The 20112-nt window shown below is 60.7% G+C and carries 18 protein-coding genes; 11 read left to right on the top strand and 7 right to left on the bottom strand.

Features of this window, described 5'->3' with window-relative positions; genetic code table 11:
• Window positions 1-33: 33 nt before the first annotated feature.
• Window positions 34-1347 (top strand): arsenic transporter, encoded by a 1314-nt coding sequence (locus AC5WNJ_RS07520; RefSeq protein ID WP_495930908.1) that lies wholly within the window; start codon window positions 34-36, stop codon window positions 1345-1347.
• Between the two features lie 160 nt (window positions 1348-1507).
• Window positions 1508-2227 (top strand): SDR family oxidoreductase, encoded by a 720-nt coding sequence (locus AC5WNJ_RS07515; protein WP_253061576.1) that lies wholly within the window; start codon window positions 1508-1510, stop codon window positions 2225-2227.
• A 146-nt stretch (window positions 2228-2373) separates the two neighbouring features.
• On the opposite strand, the gene AC5WNJ_RS07510 is transcribed toward AC5WNJ_RS07515, so the two are convergent.
• Window positions 2374-3297: a LysR substrate-binding domain-containing protein gene (locus tag AC5WNJ_RS07510; RefSeq protein WP_495930907.1), complete on the bottom strand. Its 924-nt coding sequence runs from the start codon at window positions 3295-3297 to the stop codon at window positions 2374-2376.
• A 311-nt stretch (window positions 3298-3608) separates the two neighbouring features.
• On the opposite strand from AC5WNJ_RS07510, the gene putP reads away from it, so the two are divergent.
• Both putP and AC5WNJ_RS07500 read left to right on the top strand, forming a co-directional pair.
• Complete coding sequence (putP, locus tag AC5WNJ_RS07505) at window positions 3609-5093, top strand: sodium/proline symporter PutP (protein ID WP_495930906.1); 1485 nt, start codon at window positions 3609-3611, stop codon at window positions 5091-5093.
• A gap of 162 nt (window positions 5094-5255) precedes the next feature.
• A complete protein-coding gene (locus tag AC5WNJ_RS07500) occupies window positions 5256-6125 on the top strand; it encodes an urea carboxylase-associated family protein (RefSeq protein ID WP_495930905.1) in 870 nt (289 codons plus the stop codon).
• A 121-nt stretch (window positions 6126-6246) separates the two neighbouring features.
• Here the strand turns inward: AC5WNJ_RS07500 and AC5WNJ_RS07495 are convergent, their stop codons facing one another.
• The 3 genes from AC5WNJ_RS07495 to AC5WNJ_RS07485 all read right to left on the bottom strand — a co-directional run bounded on the left by AC5WNJ_RS07495 (window position 6247) and on the right by AC5WNJ_RS07485 (window position 10797).
• Complete coding sequence (locus tag AC5WNJ_RS07495) at window positions 6247-6948, bottom strand: HD domain-containing phosphohydrolase (protein WP_176676954.1); 702 nt, start codon at window positions 6946-6948, stop codon at window positions 6247-6249.
• 353 nt (window positions 6949-7301) lie between these two features.
• Window positions 7302-8195, bottom strand: coding sequence for a LysR family transcriptional regulator (locus AC5WNJ_RS07490; RefSeq protein ID WP_495930904.1), 894 nt, complete (start codon window positions 8193-8195; stop codon window positions 7302-7304).
• A 451-nt stretch (window positions 8196-8646) separates the two neighbouring features.
• Entirely contained in the window at window positions 8647-10797 is a 2151-nt protein-coding gene (locus AC5WNJ_RS07485; RefSeq protein ID WP_495930903.1) for a TonB-dependent siderophore receptor, read from the bottom strand.
• A gap of 383 nt (window positions 10798-11180) precedes the next feature.
• On the opposite strand from AC5WNJ_RS07485, the gene AC5WNJ_RS07480 reads away from it, so the two are divergent.
• Window positions 11181-11702 (top strand): TetR/AcrR family transcriptional regulator, encoded by a 522-nt coding sequence (locus tag AC5WNJ_RS07480; RefSeq protein ID WP_495930902.1) that lies wholly within the window; start codon window positions 11181-11183, stop codon window positions 11700-11702.
• Between the two features lie 26 nt (window positions 11703-11728).
• Window positions 11729-12763 carry an alcohol dehydrogenase family protein gene (locus tag AC5WNJ_RS07475; protein WP_495930901.1) on the top strand — a complete coding sequence of 345 codons (1035 nt, stop codon included), beginning with the start codon at window positions 11729-11731 and terminating at the stop codon, window positions 12761-12763.
• A 172-nt stretch (window positions 12764-12935) separates the two neighbouring features.
• On the opposite strand, the gene yghU is transcribed toward AC5WNJ_RS07475, so the two are convergent.
• Entirely contained in the window at window positions 12936-13799 is an 864-nt protein-coding gene (gene yghU / locus AC5WNJ_RS07470) for a glutathione-dependent disulfide-bond oxidoreductase (protein WP_495930900.1), read from the bottom strand.
• 384 nt (window positions 13800-14183) lie between these two features.
• On the opposite strand from yghU, the gene AC5WNJ_RS07465 reads away from it, so the two are divergent.
• The 3 genes from AC5WNJ_RS07465 (at window position 14184) to AC5WNJ_RS07455 (ending at window position 16238) form a co-directional block, all read left to right on the top strand.
• Window positions 14184-14753: a manganese efflux pump MntP gene (locus AC5WNJ_RS07465; protein WP_495930899.1), complete on the top strand. Its 570-nt coding sequence runs from the start codon at window positions 14184-14186 to the stop codon at window positions 14751-14753.
• A gap of 138 nt (window positions 14754-14891) precedes the next feature.
• Entirely contained in the window at window positions 14892-15431 is a 540-nt protein-coding gene (locus AC5WNJ_RS07460; protein ID WP_495930898.1) for a redoxin domain-containing protein, read from the top strand.
• 291 nt (window positions 15432-15722) lie between these two features.
• A complete protein-coding gene (locus AC5WNJ_RS07455; protein ID WP_495930897.1) occupies window positions 15723-16238 on the top strand; it encodes a DUF3455 domain-containing protein in 516 nt (171 codons plus the stop codon).
• Window positions 16239-16555: 317 nt separating this feature from the next.
• On the opposite strand, the gene AC5WNJ_RS07450 is transcribed toward AC5WNJ_RS07455, so the two are convergent.
• Together AC5WNJ_RS07450 and AC5WNJ_RS07445 are read right to left on the bottom strand one after the other, a co-directional pair.
• The gene (locus tag AC5WNJ_RS07450; protein ID WP_495930896.1) at window positions 16556-17593 is read right to left on the bottom strand and encodes a hypothetical protein; all 1038 of its coding nucleotides are present in this window, start codon (window positions 17591-17593) and stop codon (window positions 16556-16558) included.
• Window positions 17594-17689: 96 nt separating this feature from the next.
• Entirely contained in the window at window positions 17690-18262 is a 573-nt protein-coding gene (locus tag AC5WNJ_RS07445) for a helix-turn-helix domain-containing protein (protein WP_495930895.1), read from the bottom strand.
• Between the two features lie 146 nt (window positions 18263-18408).
• On the opposite strand from AC5WNJ_RS07445, the gene rhtA reads away from it, so the two are divergent.
• Window positions 18409-19302: a threonine/homoserine exporter RhtA gene (gene rhtA, locus AC5WNJ_RS07440; RefSeq protein ID WP_495930894.1), complete on the top strand. Its 894-nt coding sequence runs from the start codon at window positions 18409-18411 to the stop codon at window positions 19300-19302.
• A gap of 168 nt (window positions 19303-19470) precedes the next feature.
• Entirely contained in the window at window positions 19471-20010 is a 540-nt protein-coding gene (locus AC5WNJ_RS07435) for a TspO/MBR family protein (RefSeq protein WP_495930893.1), read from the top strand.
• The last annotated feature ends 102 nt before the right edge of the window (window positions 20011-20112 follow it).

Here is a 20112-nt window from a genome sequence, read left to right as displayed (position 1 = left end):
GCACTGACTCTTCACCCTCAACAAGGAGACCTCATGCTTGCCTTGGCAATCTTCGTCATCACGCTGGCACTGGTGATCTGGCAGCCACGTGGGCTGGGGATCGGCACCAGCGCCCTCGGCGGCGCCGTGGTCGCGCTGGCCTGCGGCGTGGTCAATCTGCCAGATGTGCTGGTGGTCTGGGATATCGTCTGGGACGCCACCTTCACCTTCGTGGCGCTGATCATCATCTCGCTGATCCTCGATGAGGCGGGCTTCTTCAGCTGGGCCGCACTGCATGTCGCACGCTGGGGCGGCGGCAACGGACGCAAGCTGTTTCCTCTTATCGTGCTGCTGGGCGCGGTGATCGCGGCCTTCTTCGCCAATGATGGTGCCGCCCTGCTGCTGACGCCGATCGTGATCGCGATCCTGGTGCGCCTGGAATTCTCGGCGGCGGCCTCGCTGGCCTTCATCATCGCCACCGGCTTCGTGGCCGACTCCACCAGCCTGCCGCTGGTGATCTCCAATCTGGTCAACATCGTCAGCGCCAACTACTTCGACATCTCCTTTACGCATTACGCCGCCGTGATGGTGCCGGTGGATCTGATCGCGCTGGCCGCCACGCTGATCGTGCTATGGCTGATGTTCCGCAAGGAGCTGCCGCCACACTATGCGCTGGAGAAGCTCGAGGCACCGTCGGGCGCCATCAAGGACCCGCAGGTATTTCGCGCCGCCTTCCCGCTGCTGGGGGTGCTACTGGTGGCCTACTTCGTAACCGCGCCACTGGGCATTCCGCTCGCCGTCGTCACCGGCAGCGCCGCGCTGATCCTGCTGGCCATCGCCGGGCGCTGGCTGGGCAGCGGTGATGCCGTGATCGAACTCGGCCCGGTACTGCGCGGCGCGCCGTGGCAGATCGTGCTGTTCTCGGTGGGCATGTATCTGGTGGTCTACGGGCTGGGCAATGCCGGCCTGACTAATCACGCCAGCGACATCCTCGCCTGGCTTGCAAGCCAAGGCGAGCTGGCCGCCACCCTCGGCACCGGCGTGCTGGCCGCCGTCACCGCCTCGGTGATGAACAACATGCCGGCCACGCTGATCGGCGCGCTGGCCATCGACCACCTCAGTGCGCAACAGGTCAATGACGCGACGCGCGAGCTGATGGTCTACGCCAACGTGATCGGCAATGACCTGGGCCCCAAGTTCACCCCGATCGGCAGTCTCGCCACACTGCTGTGGCTGCATGTGCTCGATCAGAAAGGCCATCACATCAGCTGGGGGCAATACATGAAGGTCGGCCTGATCCTGACCCCGCCGGTACTGATCGCCAGCCTGCTGGGGCTGTGGGCCTGGTTGGGTGTGCTCAACGGCTGATCGCGACCCGCCGGGGTCATCGACGACGATGGCAATGAGCGCCAAGGGAGGATTAGTAAGCCACAGGCAACAATAACGTGAATTGCACCGCGATTATCTCTTCTGCGGTGCATGCCATACTGCATGCCGTTGTCTGATTAGTCCTTTCCTGGAGTCACTCATGAAGAAATTGATCGTCATCACCGGTGCCAGCGCCGGCATCGGTACTGCCATTGCTCAGACACTCAGTGCTGCCGGGCATCCGCTACTGTTGCTGGCACGCCGCGTGGACGCACTCGAGGCACTGGCGCTCCCGAACACGCTGTGCGCCAGCGTCGATGTCTGCGACAAGGCCGCCATCGAATCGGCCATCGCCGAAGCTGAGGCCCACTACGGTGAAGTAGATTGTCTGGTCAACAATGCCGGCACCATGCTGCTGGGCCAGATTGCCGACCAGGACCCCGGCGAGTTCCAACGCATGCTGGATGTCAATGTGATGGGCGTCCTCAATGGCATGCAGGCCGTCCTTGGCAAGATGCAGGCACGCAAGGGTGGCACCATCATCAACATCAGCTCGGTGGCAGGACGCAAGACCTTCCCGGGACACGCGGCTTACTGTGGCACCAAGTTCGCGGTACACGCCATGAGCGAGAACGTGCGCGAGGAAGTCGCCGCCGACAACGTCCGCGTGATCACCATCGCGCCCGGTGCTGTCGAGACGGGACTGATCGATCACACCACCAGCGACGAGATCAAGGACGGCTACAAGGCGTGGAAAGAAGAGATGGGCGGCGTGCTGGCACCGGAGGATGTCGCTGCCAGCGTCCACTTTGCCTACCAGCAGCCTCAATCCGTCTGCATCCGTGAAATCGTGTTGGCACCGACAGGCCAGCAGCCCTAACGCGCATTTCCGGATCGCGCTTCACGTGTTCCCGAGATGAACCCGGGCACGCCTCAGCCCCTGCCGAGCCTCTCGGTGGGGGCTTTTTCGTGCCAGCCAGTCCATGCCAGGCAGTTCATGCAATCCACCCACTCAGGCGTCAGATATCAGGCATCAGCAATATATCCACTATCCGCCACCTCGCCCTCAGCGGCGATCTGCTCGCACATCCAGTCTCGGAACTGTTTTACGTGCGTCGCGGGCTGCGGATGATGAAACAGCCAGTAGGCACGCTGACGGTTGGCAGCCATCTCGAACAGGCATTCGAGGGTTCCGTCCCCAAGCTCATTGCGGATCAGACGTGGAGGACACAGCGCGACACCCTGCCCCGCAACCACCGCCGCACTCAGCAGGCTGAAGTCCTGATAGAGATCGCCCTTGTCGAGCTGAGGGGGATACAGGCCACAGTTGTTGAACCAGTCATGCCAAGGCTGGCGCGACTGATCATGCAGCAATTCAAGCTTGAGAAGATCCGCTGGCTGACTCGGGCGGCGGTGGTGCTCCAGATACAGGGGGCTGGCCACTGGCTGGGTGGCCCCGGAGAACAGCCGGACTCCCTGTACGGTCCTGGCGGGAAGTTCATCCTGCCAGGTGATCATCACATCGACTTCCGGCAACAGCCCTCGTGCACTGATCCCCGCATATTGCAGGCTGACCACGATGTCGGGGCACTGCTCACGGAAACTGTTGAGTCGCGGTATCAACCAGCGCACCGCCACCGAGGGCAGGCAACTGACACGTAGCTGGCGTCGGTGCTGCCTGCCGAGTGATCCCACCTCGAACTCGGCCACTGACTGCTCGATTCGGGCAAAGCCCGCCTGCAGGCCATCCGCGAGTCGGCGTCCGGCATGGGTCAGCACGACACCGCGTCCCGCCCTTTCCAGCAGGCTCACCTCCAGAGCAGCTTCGAGTCGACGTATCTGATGGCTGACCGCCGACTGGGTGATATTCAATTCGTGGGCCGCTGCACTGAGGCTGCCCAGGCGCGACACGACTTCAAAGGCATTGAGCGATGAAAGACTGGGGCGCATCGAGTTTTCCTGTGATCAAGCCAAGCGAGCCGCCAGCGATCGACGCTCAAAGTGACGCATGACGACAGGCCATGCTCTGCAGATACGACGTCCTGTCATGACGATGGCGTCATCACATCTGACTCATGACATTCAGTCATGTATCAAACGATAAATGGTCACTTTTTTGCAACCCGGCTCATGGATAAGGTGAGGGTGTCAGTGCCGGCACACTCGCTGTCAGGCAGCCACCTGCTGCAGCACGACACCAAGCACGACACCACTGTTGAACAATAACAAGACGCCTTGGCGTCACCATGAGGTCTCCCGGGATGAACTTACCTGTCCTGCTGTCATTCGGACTCTATTTGCTGCTGATGCTGGGCATCGGCATCTACTTCTATCGCATCACCCACGATCTATCGGATTACATCCTCGGGGGACGCTGCCTGCCGCCCAGCGTCGCTGCCCTCAGTGCCGGGGCCTCTGACCTGAGCGGCTGGGCGCTGATGGGCCTGCCCGGCGCCATCTTCAGCGGTGGCCTCTCCCAGGCCTGGATCGCGGTATGGACGCTGGTCGGTGTCTACCTGAACTGGACGCTGGTCGCCGAGCGCCTGCGTGTATTCACCGAAGCCGCTGGCAATGCATTGACGGTGCCGGACTACCTGGAAGCGCGTTTCGAGGACCGCTCACGCGTGCTACGCACCCTATCATCCGTGGTCATGCTGGTGTTCTTCACCTTCTATGTCTCGGCGGGTCTGGTCGGTGGTGCCGTGCTGTTCGAAGGCCTGTTCGAGATCGATTATCGGGTTGCCCTGTGGCTGGGTGCACTGGTCATCGTCGGCTATACCTTTCTCGGCGGATTTCTCGCGGCCTCCTGGACCGACCTCGTCCAGGGCCTGATGATGGCGGCTTCCCTGTGTGCCGTGGCTGCCATGACGGCTGTGGCGCTGTTCGGCGATGGGGCAGCCGCTCCGGCAGCGGCGCAGGATGTCGCTCCCATCGGTGGCATGTTGGAAGGCGTGACCTTCCTGGGCATGCTGTCACTGGCCGGCTGGGCCATTGGCTACTGTGGCCAGCCCCACGTGGTGGTGCGCTTCATGGCCGTACGCAAGCGGGAAGATATCAAGGTCTCCCGACGTATCGCCCTGCTGTGGTCCGCTATCACGATGGCGGCGGCGGTCGCGGTGGGTGTGCTGGGGTATTACTGGTTCGGAGGTGAGCTGGGTGACGGTCTCACGGACAGCGAGCGCGTCTTCATCACCTTGAGTCAGATCATGCTCAATCCCTGGGTGGCAGGCTTCATTCTGGCGGGTGTGCTGGCCGCGATCATGAGCACTGTCGACTCCCAGCTGCTGGTGTGCTCCAGCGCCATCGCCGAAGACATCTACCGCGGCCTGATTCGTCCCAAGGCGTCACAGCAGGAGCTGGTCTGGTTGAGCCGTGCCAGCGTGATCGGCATCGCGCTGCTTGCCACCGTAATGGGCAGCGAGCGTGACAGCAGCATCCTCGGCCTGGTGTCCTACGCCTGGGGTGGATTCGGCGCCGCCTTCGGTCCCGTCATCCTGCTGTCACTGTTCTGGCGCGGCATGACCCGCAACGGCGCCATTACCGGCTTGCTGGTCGGCGCGCTCAGCGTCGCGATCTGGAAGCCGCTGAGCGGCGGGCCGCTGGGAATCTTCGACATGTTCGAGGTCGTCCCCGGCTTCCTGTTCGCCCTGATCGCCGTCGTCATCGTCAGCCGCATGAGCACAGAACCTGCCGCTAGCGTCTGCTTCGACCGTCTGATGAAGCACTGGCACCGCGAACAGGCATGATCCCGCGCGAGAGAACCAAGAATTTCTCTCTGGCCCCCACAGAAACCGCCACTGCCGGCCATCACACTTGCCGGCAGTGCTCGCAAGCCCCGGCCGGGCAGCGAATTCCAGGCAGTCCGGCCTGGTCATCAGATCCAATTTCGACTCACGAGGAGTCCTGCCATGAGTGATGTACCTGCCGCCTATCAAGCCAGCAAGGGGTCGATTCTGGACGTCGATCGCGACTTCTACGACAGCCTCACCGGAGGCAAGGCTGAGCGCACGCTGATCGCGACCCATAGCGTGCCGCTGCGTGATGGCCTGGCATGGGAAGTGCCGGCGGGCCACGTACTGCGCATCAAGATCACCGAAGGCTCACAGGTCGGCGATTTCAACATGTGGAATCTGCACAACCCGCGTGAGCGCATGTGGGCGTCTCGCACCCGCCAGCTGCAGCGCGCGCATGTAAGCACCTATGATCGCCTGTGGTCGACACTGCCCTACCTGCGCCCGATGGCGACCATCATCGATGACACCCTCGCCGACTATGGCGTCGATGCCGAAGGCGGCCGCGTGCATGACCTGCTAGGCACGCGCTGCGACCCCTACGTCAATCGCCTGTTGACCGGCGAGGACTTCGATCACCACTGTCACTCCAATCTGGTTCGCGCAGTGGCGCCCTGGGGGCTGACCGAATTCGATATCCACGATGTGCTCAATATCTTCCAGTGCACCGGTCTCAACAGTGAAGACAAGTACTTCATGAAAGCCTGCCCGGCACGCAAGGGCGATTACCTGGAGTTCTTTGCCGAGACGGACCTGCTATGCGCGATGTCCTGTTGCCCGGGCGGTGACCTGTCAGTCGACCTGTGGGGCCCTGATGCGCGTGACCCGCTCGAGACCTGCAACCCGCTGGGTGTCGAGATTTACCGACTGGAAGGCGATGTTCTCGCAGGCTGGGAGTCGCCCAAGGTCGCGGCTTACGCTGGCAACCACGGCCGCCAGCACCCCACCACCGATTGGGCCGCCATCAAGCGTGAGCGCTGCTGCTGAGGCGGCTCATGGCTCGCTGATCGCCTTTGGCGGGTACTGATGTAGCAAGGCCCCCTGCCGAGACTCTCGACAGGGGGCCTTGTGTTTGCAGGACTGCACCACGTGAGCTGACACCAGCGCCTCATCCTTGACTGGTCAAGGCAAACAGGCGGCGATGCTCGGCATGCAATGGCCTCCACAGTGGCGCCATACGGGCAACCAGGCGCGGGTCGAACTGCTTGCCGGATTCCTCGCGAAACAGTCTGACCAACCGCACCAATGACCAGCCCGGCTTGTAGGCACGCGGCGAAGCCAACGCATCGAAGACATCCATCATCGCGACGACCTGACAATACAGCGGCAGGGATTTGCCGCCTGTTCCGGTGGGATAGCCCGTGCCATTCCAGGCTTCGTGATGGGTGATCGCCACCTGGCAGGCAAGCGCTCGCAGAGGGCCACGCAATGAAAGCAGCAGGCGCCCGCCATGACTGGCATGGCCGCGCATGGTGATACGCTCTTCTTGACTGAGCGCACGCGGTGCCGTCAGGAGCTCGTTCGAGATGTCGATCTTGCCGATATCGTGCAGCAGAGCGGCACTGTGCAGGTCGGACAATGGCACATTGCGCTTTGCAGGCGGCAGCAATTTCGAATAGAGAAAGACCGCAAGTCCCGCCACTCGCCAGGAATGTGCCAAGGTATCGCTGTCATGCTGGTACAACACGCGAAGCAGGCAGATGACTGCCGGCTCGAGGGGCTTTTCCCCGGGGGGCGGCAAGGCGAGATAGCCCGGCAAGGGGTCATCACCGTCAAGCACGACCCGTGTCGCGAACAGGATATCTTCCATGGGGGCTCCTTGTGCAATCTGCCTGTCAAGGGGCGTGAGTCATCAGGGGGCTCATGATCGATGCGCCACCGGGGTCGCATCAGCCCGGAATGACGAAAGACTATTTCTTGTTCGTTTTTTTAGATTTGTGTTTCACATTCATCTGGCAAGCTCAAGCCTTCACACCCATTTTGAAGACCAGCTCTTCCAAGCCCCTGCATTTGCTAAAAAGGATCTGATAGACAGCACGTGATAAAAAAGTACCTAGTGAATATTAGGCGATATCAATGACGTATCTCAATGTTTCCTTCATCAAGTCTTTACCTTATTCGTATTGAAGCATGACGCATACCGCGCTCAGAGACGCGCGCATATCATCTCGCGAACCATTCCAGCAGATGCTCGATCAAGCGCACCGTGCGCAGCGGGCGATGGCGCTCACGATGATAGATCAATGATAACGGCACATCCGCCGGCTGCCAGTCGCTCAGCAACTCCTGCAGCTCCCCTCGCGCGAGGGCTGATTCACAGTAGAGCCTGGGCACGCGAATGATGCCGTTGCCGGCGATGGCACCACTGACCAGCACATGCCCGTTGCGGCATTCAAGCTGGCCACCGACGTCTACCTGCAATTCGCGAGACTCTACCCCACGCGCGGTGAAGGACCAGCGCGAGACCGAGCCGACCAGGCAGCGGTGATCCACCAGCTCGCCGGGCGTATTCGGCGCGCCATGGCGAGCGAGATAGTCAGGGCTCGCCACCACCACGTAGGGCAGTGTCATCAGCGGACGCGCAATGAAATCGGCATCCTCGAGGGCGCCCATGCGCAGAGCGATATCGAAGTCATCACGAATCAGATCCACGCGATGGCTGCTGAAATCCAGCTCCACCTGCACATCCGGCCACGCCTGCATGAAGGCGTGCACGGCGGGTGCCAGCAATTGCTCGCCCACCGGTCCACCGACGCTGTTGATGCGCAGCCGTCCGCGCATGGCATTACGCTCTTCGCGCACCAGCGTCACGATCTGAGTGATGTCGCCCAATGCACTGCGACACTGGGCATGCAGCAGATGACCGCTTTCGGTGAGTCGCAACGAGCGTGTCGAGCGCTGCATCAGAGTCACCCCCAAAGCCTGCTCCAGCGCAGTCACCTGTTTGGAGACCTGCGACCGCGAGACACCCAACTGCTCGGCGGCGCGGGTGAAGCTGCCGTGCTCCGCCGTCATGACGAAGGCACGAATATCGGCCAGGGGAAGCGACTCGAGCATGGGGCTCTCCAGAGGTGTGATGTCGAGAGGAAACACAGAGGCAGGCACGCCAAGACACTCAATCGAAGATACTCGACCGAAGACATGCGATCGAAGACAGTCAGTGACAGAGCATCATGTCAGCAGTCTACCAGCCGCATCGACGTCTTCAGCGGCAGCGCAGGCTTTCATCACGAAGTTTCCCCGACGACGAGTGGCTCGTGGGATCTTGAGCGGTAAACAACACATGCAAAAAGGGGCGCTGATGAGCGCCCCTTTTTATTTCTAGATCACCAGTCTATTACCAGATCACCAGCCTATGGCTAAATCACCCGACTTCCGAAACTGACTTATATCGTCTGTCTTGCCTGTCTGGATGCCGTGACTGTCTATATGGAGTGACTGTCTATATATCGTGACTATCCCGGCATATAACCGCCCCTGGCGAGTCAACCTGCCAGAGGGAGCCACATTACCAGCCGACGCTGGCTGACAGGGTGATTTCCATCGGGTCACCCACCAGCACACGGGTATCGCCACCACTGCCGTAGTAGTAGCCGGTATCGAACAGGTTCTTGGCATTCAGCTTGAATTCGGTGTCCGGGCCGAAGAAGTCATGACGCCATCCGACGAAGGCATCTGCCACGGTGTAGGCATCCATCGAGAAGCTGTTGTCGTCATCGCCTTCACGCTCGCCGACATAACGTACGCCACCCCCGACTCGCCACTCGCCATAGGACGGATCGATCGCCAGATCATGTGCCAGATAGAGGCTGGCCGCGTTGAGCGCAGCATTCGGCAGACGATTGCCCTCGGTGCCCTCGGTATCTTCCAGAACTTCGGTATCGGTATAGGCATAGCTGAACAGCAGGGACGTGCGATCCGTCAGGGCTCCTTCGAGGCTGAATTCCAGGCCCTGCGAGCCGGCTTCACCGATGGTGCGTGTCACACCGTTGTCAGTGACTGCGACGTTTTCCTTGCGGATCTGGTAGAGCGCCACGGAGGTCGCCAGACGCGGATTCCACTGACGCTTGTAGCCGATCTCGTAGCCCTTGCCGAGCTCAGGGTCGAGGCTCTCCCCACTGTCACTGTCGCTGCCGTTCGGCACGAAGGATTCGCTATAGCTGATATAGGCGGAGCTGGCATCGTCGATGCGATACAGCAGATTTGCAGAGGGCAGGAACAGGTCGTCGCTGTAATCGGGGTCAGACACGAAGTCTTCGCCCTGCCCGCTCTGCTGATCGAACCAGGTGTAGCGCCCGCCAAACCCCAGAATCCACTTGTCGGTCAGGTACCAGCTGTCGCTGACATAGACCCCGATGGCCTGGGTCTCGTCGAGACGATTGCTGCGCGAGGTATTGATGTCGTCGGAGGTCACCTGGGCCAGCTGGCCGTGGTTCACATCGGTGACGGTGGAAACCGTGACCGAATCGCCGAAATAGCGCTCATCCAGATAGTCGCGAGTGGTTTCATAATCGGCACCGATGACCAGCTGATGGCGCTGGCCCGCAATCTCGACATCGCCCATTGCATCCAGCGCCGTGTAATGTTCGCTGCGATCATAGCCCTGGTTCTCTTCCGCTCGCACGGTCACATCACCGCTGTCACTGACATTCGTGACGTTGGCACGTGCATCACTGTACTGGCGCCGCGTCCAGCCGTAGGTCAGTTTCATGTCCCAGTCGTCGGTGACTTCCTGCTTCCACCAGGCATTGACGGACTCGTCATGGCCATAGACACGGTTCCAGGATTCATCGAAGCGCGTGCCCCGTGTGACGTCGGCGGCGCTGCCGTTGTAGAAGACGGTGCCACGATCGATATCCAGCTCGTAATCCTGATAGACATAGCTGACCTGAGCACTACTGTGTTCGCCTTCCCAACGCAGTGACGGAGCGATGGTGGTGCGACGGTCATTGCCGTACTCGCGCCAGGAATCTTCATCCTCATGCGACAGGATGAAGCGATAGGCCAGGCCTGTATCCTCGATAGGGCCGGTGGTGTCCAGGGTGGTATTGCCACCGCCGAAGGAGCTGGCTTCGCCACTGATCTCGGTGTGCGTCTCGTACTGGGGGCGCTTGCTGACCATGTTGATCACACCGCCGGGGTTCTGCTGGCCCTGGAAGAGTGATGAAGGCCCCTTGAGCACTTCGACGCGGTCCAGTGTCGCCGTGGTGTAGGTACGCCGCGGTTGACGGATACCATCGATCAGCATCGACCCATCACTGTTGCTGCCGAAGCCCCGCTTGACGAAGCCATCCTCGGTGCCCCCCAGGGTGTTGCCCAGTTGAATGCCGGCCACCGGCTGCAGTGACTCTTCCAGATCATCCAGATTGAAATCATGCATGACCTGCTGGGTTACCACATTGATGGTGCGTGCCTGCTCCAGGAAGTCCACCGACTGCTTGTTGGCCAGGCTCGAGGCTTCGGCGCGGTAACTGCCCGGCGCCACTTCGCCCTCACGCTCCCCTGTCACCACGATTACCGAATTCGCGACTGGCGACTCGCTTGAGGTGGCGCCCTCTGCCGCCAGCGAAGTGGCCGGCAATGCCATCAGGCTGAAGATCAGGCAGGAAAAATGTCCCTTGTTCGTGCTTGCAGCGCTATCCCGAGAATGATTTGGCACCTGAAAACCCTTTGTACGCGATGCGACAGCGTCCTGCTGAACCACACCTTTCATCTGCTCGATGAGCAGAAAGTGGTCATGACTGACGCCCCCCGCGCCAGTAAATGAGTCGCGAATGCTAATCTTTATCAAATGCTACCGCAACGAAAGGTGCGTGTTTTTTCCGCGGAATGACCTGAGCTTTGCCTCATTTAACGCTCAGATAACCTCTACTTGCGTAATTCTACTGACATCGAAGCGTCACACACGTAATTCGCGACGTCAGGCCATGGGAGCAATGACACAAGACTCGGAAAGGCTGCATTGACACAGGAAGAATGGGCGCTCTACCCTGCACAGGTAGAACAAACATTCTCCCTCGTTGATTCGACCATGGCACCGACATGATTCAGCACGATATCGCCGCCCGCCTGGAGACACTCTTCAGCCAGCGCGGCTTCGCAGAACCGAGTGTTGCTGAGCTCAAGGCAGCGTCAGACGTCAGTCTGCGCACCCTCTATCGCCACTTCCCCTCCAAGGAGAGCATGGTGATCGGTGCGCTTCAGCATCGCCATGAGCGCTACATGGCCTTCCTCGACGAGGGAGTGCCCGAGGATGGCGCTGCTGCGCTCAGCCACCTTTACCAGCGGCTGGGCCACTGGATGGCGTTCGAGGCACCCAACGGCTGCATGTCGGTCAATGCCCTAGCGGCCTTTCCCGACAACCCACAGGTGCGCGAGGCCGTCGATCGCCACAAGCACGAGATTCTCGAATGGCTGGGCCAACGCAGCCACCGCACAGACCTCGCCACCGAGCTGTTCCTGATCCATGAAGGGGCCTCCTCCGCCTGGCTGGTGCTGGGCGAGAAGGCCATCGAGACCGCACGCTCCACGACACTCACGCTACTGGGAGCACCACGCAAATGAGCTCTCCCCCCATAAGCAAAGCCAGCATGCACGGCGTCTACCTGACCGGCCATGGCGGCCCGGAAGTCCTGGAAGTGCGTGATGACATCCCTCGCCCGGCGCCCGGCCCGCGTGACGTGCTGGTGCGAGTCGGCGCGGCAGGCGTCAACAATACCGACGTCAATACACGTCTGGCCTGGTATTCCAAGGGAGAAGGTGACGCGGAAGATGCCAGCTGGTCTGGGCAACCGATCCATTTCCCACGCATTCAGGGCGCGGATATCTGCGGCGAGATCGTCGCGGTCGGCTCAGATGTCAGCAATGTGCGTATCGGCGAGCGTGTCCTGATCGAACCCTGCCTGCAGGAGCACGATGGCCAGAACCTCGCCTCTGCGTGGTACATCGGCGCTGAATGCGATGGTGGCTTCGCCGAATACACCAAGGTAGCGGCGCGCCATGCCCACCGCGTTGAGAGCTCGCTCAGCGATGTGGAACTCGCCTCCTTCCCCTGCTCCTACTCCACCGCCGAGAATCTGCTGACCCGCACCCAGCTTGCCAAGGGCGAGCGCGTGTTGATTACCGGTGCTTCAGGAGGCGTCGGCTCCGCGGCAGTCCAGCTGGCCAAGGCACGTGGCGCCCATGTGATCGCCGTTACCAGTACGGCCAAGGCGGATGCCCTGCGCGATCTCGGCGCCGATGAGATCGTCCTGCGTGAGCAGACACTCGGCGAGGTGCTCAACGGCTACAGTGTCGAGGTAGTCATTGATCTGGTGGGTGGCCCGCAATGGCCAGAGCTGCTGGATATTCTTGGCCACAAGGGGCGCTACGCCGTCGCGGGTGCCATCGGTGGCGAAATGGTGGAACTCGACCTGCGTACCCTCTACCTGAAGGACCTGAGCTTCTTCGGCTGCACGGTGCTGGAACCGGAAGTCTTCCCCAATCTCGTGCGCCATATCGAGCAAGGCAACATCAAGCCATTGGTCGCCGAGGTCTTCCCGCTGGCAGAAATCACCACTGCTCAGGAAGTCTTTCAGCAGAAAGGCCACGTGGGCAAGGTCGTACTCAAGGTTCGCGAGGACTGAGCCAATCTGTTCGCACGACTGATTACCTGAACGCAGGTTGATCTGAACCCAAGACGACCTGAACGCAGAAGAGCCTGAACGTACAAAGGCCTGAACGGAAAAAGGGCTACCCATCGGGTAGCCCTTTTGCATGCCTGCCAGCAACGACTCGCCGGACATCTGGCCTTGAGGGTCAGTCGGCGCGCTTGTCTTCGGTATTGGTCTCGAAGTCACTCGCCGAATGGCGCTCGATCAGCTGCTCCTCGGGTTCGCCCCAGAAACGATTGACCATGCGGCCACGCTTGACCGCAGGACGCTCGGCGATCGAGGCCGCCCAGCGCTGTACATGAGTGTACTCCTGCACGGAAAGGAACTCGGCGGCGTCATAGAGCTTGCCTTCGACCAGCGCGCCGTACCAGGCATAGATGGCGATATCCGCGATGCTGTATTCGTCACCGGCGATGTAGGCGTTGTCAGCCAGCTGACGATCCAGCACGTCCAGTTGACGCTTGGTCTCCATCGCGAAGCGGTTGATCGGGTACTCGAGCTTTTCCGGCGCGTAATTGTAGAAGTGACCGAAGCCACCTCCCAGATACGGCGCGGATCCCATCTGCCAGAACAACCAGTTCATGACTTCGGCACGCTTGGCGGGATCCTTGGGGATCAGAGCACCGAACTTGTCTGCCAGATGCAACAGGATGGAACCGGATTCGAAGACGCGAATCGGCGTCTCGCCGCTTCTGTCCATCAGTGCAGGGATCTTGGAATTGGGGTTGATCGCGACGAAATCACTGCCGAACTGATCGCCCTCACCGATGCGAATCGGCCAGGCATCGTACTCGGCACCGCTATGCCCAAGCGCCAGCAGCTCCTCGAACATGATGGTGACCTTCACGCCGTTGGGGGTCGCCATGGAATAGAGCTGGAAGGGATGCTCGCCGACCGGCAACTCCATGTCATGCGTCGGGCCCGCGATCGGCCGATTGGTACTGGCGAACTTGCCGCCACTCTCGCTTTCCCATGTCCAGACCTTGGGTGGCTGATAACTGTCGCTCATACCCTTGACTCCTTGGCATCCTGTTGAAGGTTCAAGACTGACGCTTCAAGACTTCGGTGGCGTCAGACACGTCGGCGTGGCGCCGCTCTGACTCGGTAGACAAGTTATGACGGTAAGGCGCTCGTGACACAAGGGGATGAAATGACAAGATTTTGTTGCTAGTATGCCACCGGTTTTTGGGGAGTAGCCCGCTCTCGTCACCCAACGAGAGTCTCGGATGTCAACATAGTCGGCAGGCATTGCCGTGGCACCGAGGACCCACCTATCCGATCATGCCCGTGATCAATCAGGACGAGGTTCGGCGAGACCAATGACAGTCAGACGCTTCCGGCCGGTGGTGTCTCGCTGTTATTGACTCGCAACCGGCCTGGAACATCCTGACTCATGCCTCTGCTATCGACATTTCTGCTCGCCTTCTCCATGTCCTGCGACGCATTTGCTGCCGCCCTGTGCAAGGGAGCCGCCATACGTCGTCCCTCTCTGAAAGACGCCCTGCGCATCGGCCTCATCTTCGGGGTCATCGAAGCCATCACGCCCGTGATCGGCTGGCTGATCGGTCGCTCACTGGCCGTCTACGTCGAACAGTGGGACCACTGGATCGCCTTCGCCCTGCTGCTGCTGCTCGGTCTGCACATGATTCATGAGGGGCTTTCCAAGGACGAGGAAGACGAGGACTGCACCACGCCGCAGTCGCTGCCCCGCCTGATGCTGACCGGCCTTTCCACCAGCATCGATGCCATGGCCGTGGGTGCCGGGCTTGCCTTTGCGGGCGTGAACATCGTCACCACTGCGCTGGCGATCGGCACCGCCACCTTCGTAATGGCTACCACCGGCGTGATGCTGGGCGGTGTGCTGGGCAAGATGGTCGGCAAGCGTGCGGAAATCATCGGTGGTCTGGTGCTGATCGGCATCGGCACGGTCATCCTGCTGGAGCATACCGGCTATCTCGGCTGAGCCCCGCCCATGAGGGCCTTGCCGATATTGATTCAGGCAACACCTCGTTGCACGGCCGGGCATTGAAATATTCACCAGCAGCGCCATTGTTCGTGGACACGGCAATTCGCCCACCAGACATTCTGGGAGTCAGACAGCATGTATACACACAAGCTTCATCCAGGCAGTGAATTCCCGGCCATCCAGGTCAAACGCAGCGACGGTGAGACACTGACCCTCGGCAAGCCCCAGGGAGAGCATGACTGGCAGCTGGTCGTGGTCTATCGCGGCAAGCATTGCCCGATCTGCAGCAAGTTCCTCAACAAACTGGAGAGCTATCGCGGGCGCTTCAGCGCCGAGGGCGTCGATCTGGTCGCGGTGTCTGCCGATGATCAGCAGCAGCTCACACAGCATCGCGAGTCGCTGGAGGTCAACTTCCCGCTCGCCTATGGACTGACCCTCGAACAGATGCAGACGCTTGGGCTGTTCATCTCGACGCCGCGCAGCGAAAAGGAAACCGATCACGACTTCCCGGAGCCTGCCTTCTTCGTCGTCAATGGCGAGGGCAAGATCCAGATCCAGGAAATTGCCAACGCGCCCTTCGTGCGGCCTGACCTGGATACCCTCATCGGTGGCATCGAGTTCATCCGCAAGCCGGATAATGACTACCCGATTCGCGGCACCCGCAATTACGACTGAATACTTCAGGGTTCACGCCGTCACACAGACGCCTCGCAGCCACGTGCTGCGGGGCGTCTGTGTATCTGGGTCTATTGCTTGCCACCTGGCCTTCACCCTGCACTCCTGGCGCTTCTGTCCTCTTTTCATGACGCCGCTGATAGGCGCTGAACACAGGCGATGAATGACCCACGAAAAAAATGTGATCCCGTGACATCCAGACGAGAAAGCCAGCGTTATGAACAGTGCAAGGGAGACAACGACACACCTGCAACCGCTAGCTGAACCTTATCTGTCTACGGAGTCGTCAAGATGAAAACAATCGCCTGTATCTCTGGTATTTTCGCTGCCCTCGCATTGAGCCCGCTGGCTCAGGCCATGGAGGTTCCCGAGAGCGTCACGGTGCCAGAAGGCAATGAAGTCGCCATGGAAACCGTCGGTGTCGGCAAGATCAAATGGGCCTGCGAAGCCAAGGACGATGGCACCATGGGCTGGGTCTTCAAGGGGCCGGATGCCGCGCTGAATGATGCCGATGGCAAGCAGGTCGGCAAATACTATGGTCCGCCCGCCACCTGGGAATCCATGGATGGCTCCAAGATCACCGGCACACAGTTGGCGGTAGAGCCCAACGGCAAGGGCAACATCCCGCTGCAGCTGGTCGAGGCCAATCCGGCCGAAGGTGAAGGGCATATGCAGGGCGTCACCTATGTTCAGCGCCTCAATACGCAGGGCGGTGCCGCACCTGACATGGCCTGCGATGAAGCTCTCAAGGACAAGGTCGAAATCGTGATGTACCAGGCCGATTACCTGTTCTACAAGGCCATGTAATCTCAAGCCTTCAATAACATGGATTCACCACTCGATGTCGTGTGACAACGCGCATTGACACAGGGAAGGTGCGATCATGAAAAGCCCCGACATGCATAGGCATGTCGGGGCTTTGTCGTCACCAATCCCGGCAGGTAGATGCTGATTCAGCATGAAATTGAACAAGCAAAATCTTGTGATCATGCAGGCGATAACAGGGGCGCAAAAGAGATGATCAGGGAGGCCATCGCGAAGTCAGACGGCTTCCCATTTCTACGCAAGAGCCGTGAGACTGTTTCCCCACGGCGTGAAAAGATGCCTGATCCGACGAGTTGCCGTCAGACCAGTGCCAGCATCGTATAGGGCGCTTCACAGGAGTGGCGCTCATCGCGTTCATCCACGCTACCCAGCTCATGGTTGCGATCATTGTCATAGACAACGAACAGCCGTTCGCGATCCAGTACCGCAAGGCCTTCCGCCTTGTGCTCGAACTCCAGCACGCGACCATCCTCATGGGTCACCAGCGTCGGAGGCCTGCCCGCATGAAAGTCGGCCAGCGACAGCACCCACAGATAGCCCCCGATCACCTCCTCACTGCCCTGCTCGGTCTCGAAGCTGGTCACTAGATAGAGACGTGCGTGATAGGGATCATATTCCAGGCTCGAAAGACCACACTCGTGATTCACGCCCTCATACTCGGCGGGGTCAAAAGCATAGACGTCGTGAAGGTCCTCGATGAACTCGATATTGTCGCTGTCGGTCATCGCATAGCGCGCCCCGATGACGCGTCGCACGTACGCGAAGTCATCATGCGAGTTGCCTTGTTCGCGCACCCCGAACAGGATCAGCCCATCGCCCTTGTCACTCGGCACGACCGCCAGACCTTCTATCTTGTAATACGGGTGGCCGATGGCCGTGCCCAGCTTCTGACGAAACTCCAGTGAGCCCTCGACTCCGTCACGCGGGTCCGGGTCAACCACCTGCACCTTGTCCGGCTCGCCCAGCGGCCAGATCAACAGGTGGTTGTAGGCATTCAGGACATGGCTCTCGCTGTCGATACGATCAAAACCCGTAGTCGCCAACACGTGACGGCCATCGGTGGTCAGCGCGAAGTCTTCATATTTGACCGCCTGACGGATCAACGGCGTGGTCAGATACTCAAGCTGGCTGTCATCCGGTCCGCGAGAATCCAGTGGCAAGGAGAAGACGGCTGAACGCCCCTCCCCCGGAATCGGCTTGTCACTCGCCATCAGCAGTCGCTCACCGTCATAGGCCACGGCAGAAATCTCGGCGTTCACCAGCTTGCCATCCTCATCCTTCAAGCCTGCCGGAAAACAATGGATCGTGCCCTGTTGCGTGATACGTACCTTCGCCATGCATGACTCCTTGAAATGAAACGTCATGACAGTGGGACAGGCCATGCGGGATTGAGTTCGTGCTAGCCACTTGAAGACCTTGAACCACAATCATCATCAGTGCAGCACATTGCGAATGAAGCGCAGCATCCCGGTGCCCGTATTGTGGTAGCGGTAGGCCTGATCACTGGGATAGACATGGAAATCCCCGGCGTGAATGACGATTTCCTCACGTTCCAGCGTGAGGGTCAGCTCGCCCTGCGTGACCACCAACATCTCGTGCCAGCCGGCATCATCGGGCGCGGAGTCATAGTGCTCGCCGGGGGCGAGGGTCCAGTCCCATAACTCGACTTCCTGGGTCGCCGGTTTGCTGGCCAGCAGCACCGCGCGGCTTTCTGGCGCCTGCCCGACCCACGCCAGCTCATTGATGCGTGCCGAGTCTTCGCTTTCCGGGGGCTGCACCAGCGCGTAGAAGAGCACCCCAAGCGCCTCGGCGAGCTTGTCGAGCGTGCCCAGGCTGACATTGACGTCGCCCTTCTCGATGTTCACCAGCATGCGGCGACTGATCTCGGCCTGGTCCGCGAGTGCCTGCTGACTCAGCTCGGCGGCCAGGCGCAGACGGCGAACATTGGCCGCGACATGGACCAGAACATCGGGTCGATCTTTCCTGTTGTGCAATATAGTGCGCATCCGTACAATCTCGCTGACGATAAGGGAAGCCGATGTCCAACTGGCCTCAAGCTCCCTTTCCTTGCTACCTCAATAGCCCTGAATCATGCCGCATGTGTTCTTGACTGACCATGCCCGTCACCCACTGGATCGCTCAAGGAGCCCCCATGTCCGTTGCCGTCGCCGCCTCCTCTTCTCGTCTGTGGCCCGTCGCCATGCTGCTGGTCGCCATGTGCTCGATCCAGAGCGGTGCTTCGCTGGCCACTTCCCTGTTCCCAATGATCGGCGCGGCGGGCGCGACGTCGATTCGTCTGATCATCGCTTCGATTCTGCTGCTGGCCATACTGCGCCCGTGGCGCAAGCCGGTGACGCGCAAGGCCTGGAAGTCCATCACCATCTACGGCGTGGCGCTGGGCGTGATGAATCTGCTGTTCTACCAGGCCCTCAAGACGGTACCGCTGGGCATCGCCGTGGCACTGGAATTCACCGGCCCGCTGGCCGTGGCGCTGCTGAGCTCGCGCCGCTGGATCGACCTTGGCTGGGTGGCGCTGGCGATCACCGGGCTGGTATTGCTGCTGTTGCTGGGTGAGGACACCGCCGCGCCGATCGACCCCGTCGGCGCCGCCTTCGCCCTCGGCGCTGGCATCTGCTGGGCACTGTATATTTTGTTCGGCCAGAAGGCTGGCGCAGGCAATGGCACCCAGAGCGCGGCACTGGGCATCACGATCGCGGCGCTGGTCGTCGCACCCGTCGGCCTGATGGAGGCCGGTAGCGCCATGTTTTCCGTGGATATCCTGCCGTTGGCACTAGCCGTCGCGGTGCTCTCGACCGCGCTGCCTTACACTCTCGAGATGGTGGCCTTGCCGCGCCTGCCGACCCACACCTTCGGCACCCTGATGAGCCTGGAACCCGCCATCGGGGCGCTCTCCGGCTTGTTGTTCCTCGGTCAGGCGCTGGGCATCTTTCAGTGGCTCGCCATCGGTCTGGTCATCGCCGCCTCGGTGGGGACGACGCTGACCGGTCGCAGCAAGGAAGTCTTCGATGGGCCGGTACCGGATTGAGGAATTCCCCGCCGTTCTCAGTTGAACCAGTGACCTGAACCACTTGCCCGCACCACTTGGCGGAACAGTTCAGGGGCTCCTTTCAGGAAGAACAGGACGGTGAATCAGGATGCAGCGTGGGATATCGTGTCTTTCTCTATCACGCTTTTCGAGACAGGAGACCGCCAGATGACATCGCCACGTTCCACGCCTTCCTCACCCTCCGCTGCGCGCTCCACCGCCCAGATGGTGATGTGGTTCGGGCTGAGCTTCCTCACTGCCGCCATCGGCGCGCTGGCCTCGGTAGATGCCAAGACCTTCTATGCAAGCCTCACCCAACCGCCCTGGGCCCCGCCGGCGGGCGCCTTCGGGCCGGTGTGGACGGCGCTGTTCGTGATGATGGCGCTCGCCGCCTGGCGTGTCGCGCGCGATGGCCTGCATGCCAGCAATGGCTTCCGTTGCCGCCATCGTCTGGCGCTCGGGCTGTTCGTGGGGCAACTGATCGTCAACGGCCTGTGGAGCTGGCTGTTCTTCGCCTGGCATCTCGGTCAGGCGGCGTTCATCGACGTGCTGGTGCTGTGGACGCTGATCGCCGTCACCCTGATCACCTTCTGGCGTATCAGTCGCCTGGCCGGGCTGTTGATGCTGCCCTATCTGGCATGGGTGACGCTGGCCAGTGCGCTGACCTGGTCCGTCTGGCAAGCCAATCCCGCCCTGCTGGGCGGCTGAACCGTCAGCGATCGACCTGATGGCCGATGAGCGGCCAGCACTCGCGCCCCGACGCCAGACCCTCCCCGCGCACACCAAACGACAACGCCCGTCCGAGACTTC

The sequence above is a fragment of the Cobetia sp. PDI-23MA genome (assembly GCF_059507735.1).
This window is presented reverse-complemented; position numbering and strand designations above follow the sequence as displayed.

What these genes read in the sequence shown, in the direction of transcription:
- AC5WNJ_RS07520 (WP_495930908.1), top strand. Translation starts at nt 34, where the DNA reads ATGCTTGCCTTGGCAATCTTCGTCATCACGCTGGCACTGGTGATCTGG.
- AC5WNJ_RS07515 (WP_253061576.1), top strand. Translation starts at nt 1,508, where the DNA reads ATGAAGAAATTGATCGTCATCACCGGTGCCAGCGCCGGCATCGGTACT.
- AC5WNJ_RS07510 (WP_495930907.1), bottom strand. Translation starts at nt 3,297, where the DNA reads ATGCGCCCCAGTCTTTCATCGCTCAATGCCTTTGAAGTCGTGTCGCGC.
- putP (WP_495930906.1), top strand. Translation starts at nt 3,609, where the DNA reads ATGAACTTACCTGTCCTGCTGTCATTCGGACTCTATTTGCTGCTGATG.
- AC5WNJ_RS07500 (WP_495930905.1), top strand. Translation starts at nt 5,256, where the DNA reads ATGAGTGATGTACCTGCCGCCTATCAAGCCAGCAAGGGGTCGATTCTG.
- AC5WNJ_RS07495 (WP_176676954.1), bottom strand. Translation starts at nt 6,948, where the DNA reads ATGGAAGATATCCTGTTCGCGACACGGGTCGTGCTTGACGGTGATGAC.
- AC5WNJ_RS07490 (WP_495930904.1), bottom strand. Translation starts at nt 8,195, where the DNA reads ATGCTCGAGTCGCTTCCCCTGGCCGATATTCGTGCCTTCGTCATGACG.
- AC5WNJ_RS07480 (WP_495930902.1), top strand. Translation starts at nt 11,181, where the DNA reads ATGATTCAGCACGATATCGCCGCCCGCCTGGAGACACTCTTCAGCCAG.
- AC5WNJ_RS07475 (WP_495930901.1), top strand. Translation starts at nt 11,729, where the DNA reads ATGCACGGCGTCTACCTGACCGGCCATGGCGGCCCGGAAGTCCTGGAA.
- yghU (WP_495930900.1), bottom strand. Translation starts at nt 13,799, where the DNA reads ATGAGCGACAGTTATCAGCCACCCAAGGTCTGGACATGGGAAAGCGAG.
- AC5WNJ_RS07465 (WP_495930899.1), top strand. Translation starts at nt 14,184, where the DNA reads ATGCCTCTGCTATCGACATTTCTGCTCGCCTTCTCCATGTCCTGCGAC.
- AC5WNJ_RS07460 (WP_495930898.1), top strand. Translation starts at nt 14,892, where the DNA reads ATGTATACACACAAGCTTCATCCAGGCAGTGAATTCCCGGCCATCCAG.
- AC5WNJ_RS07455 (WP_495930897.1), top strand. Translation starts at nt 15,723, where the DNA reads ATGAAAACAATCGCCTGTATCTCTGGTATTTTCGCTGCCCTCGCATTG.
- AC5WNJ_RS07450 (WP_495930896.1), bottom strand. Translation starts at nt 17,593, where the DNA reads ATGGCGAAGGTACGTATCACGCAACAGGGCACGATCCATTGTTTTCCG.
- AC5WNJ_RS07445 (WP_495930895.1), bottom strand. Translation starts at nt 18,262, where the DNA reads ATGCGCACTATATTGCACAACAGGAAAGATCGACCCGATGTTCTGGTC.
- rhtA (WP_495930894.1), top strand. Translation starts at nt 18,409, where the DNA reads ATGTCCGTTGCCGTCGCCGCCTCCTCTTCTCGTCTGTGGCCCGTCGCC.
- AC5WNJ_RS07435 (WP_495930893.1), top strand. Translation starts at nt 19,471, where the DNA reads ATGACATCGCCACGTTCCACGCCTTCCTCACCCTCCGCTGCGCGCTCC.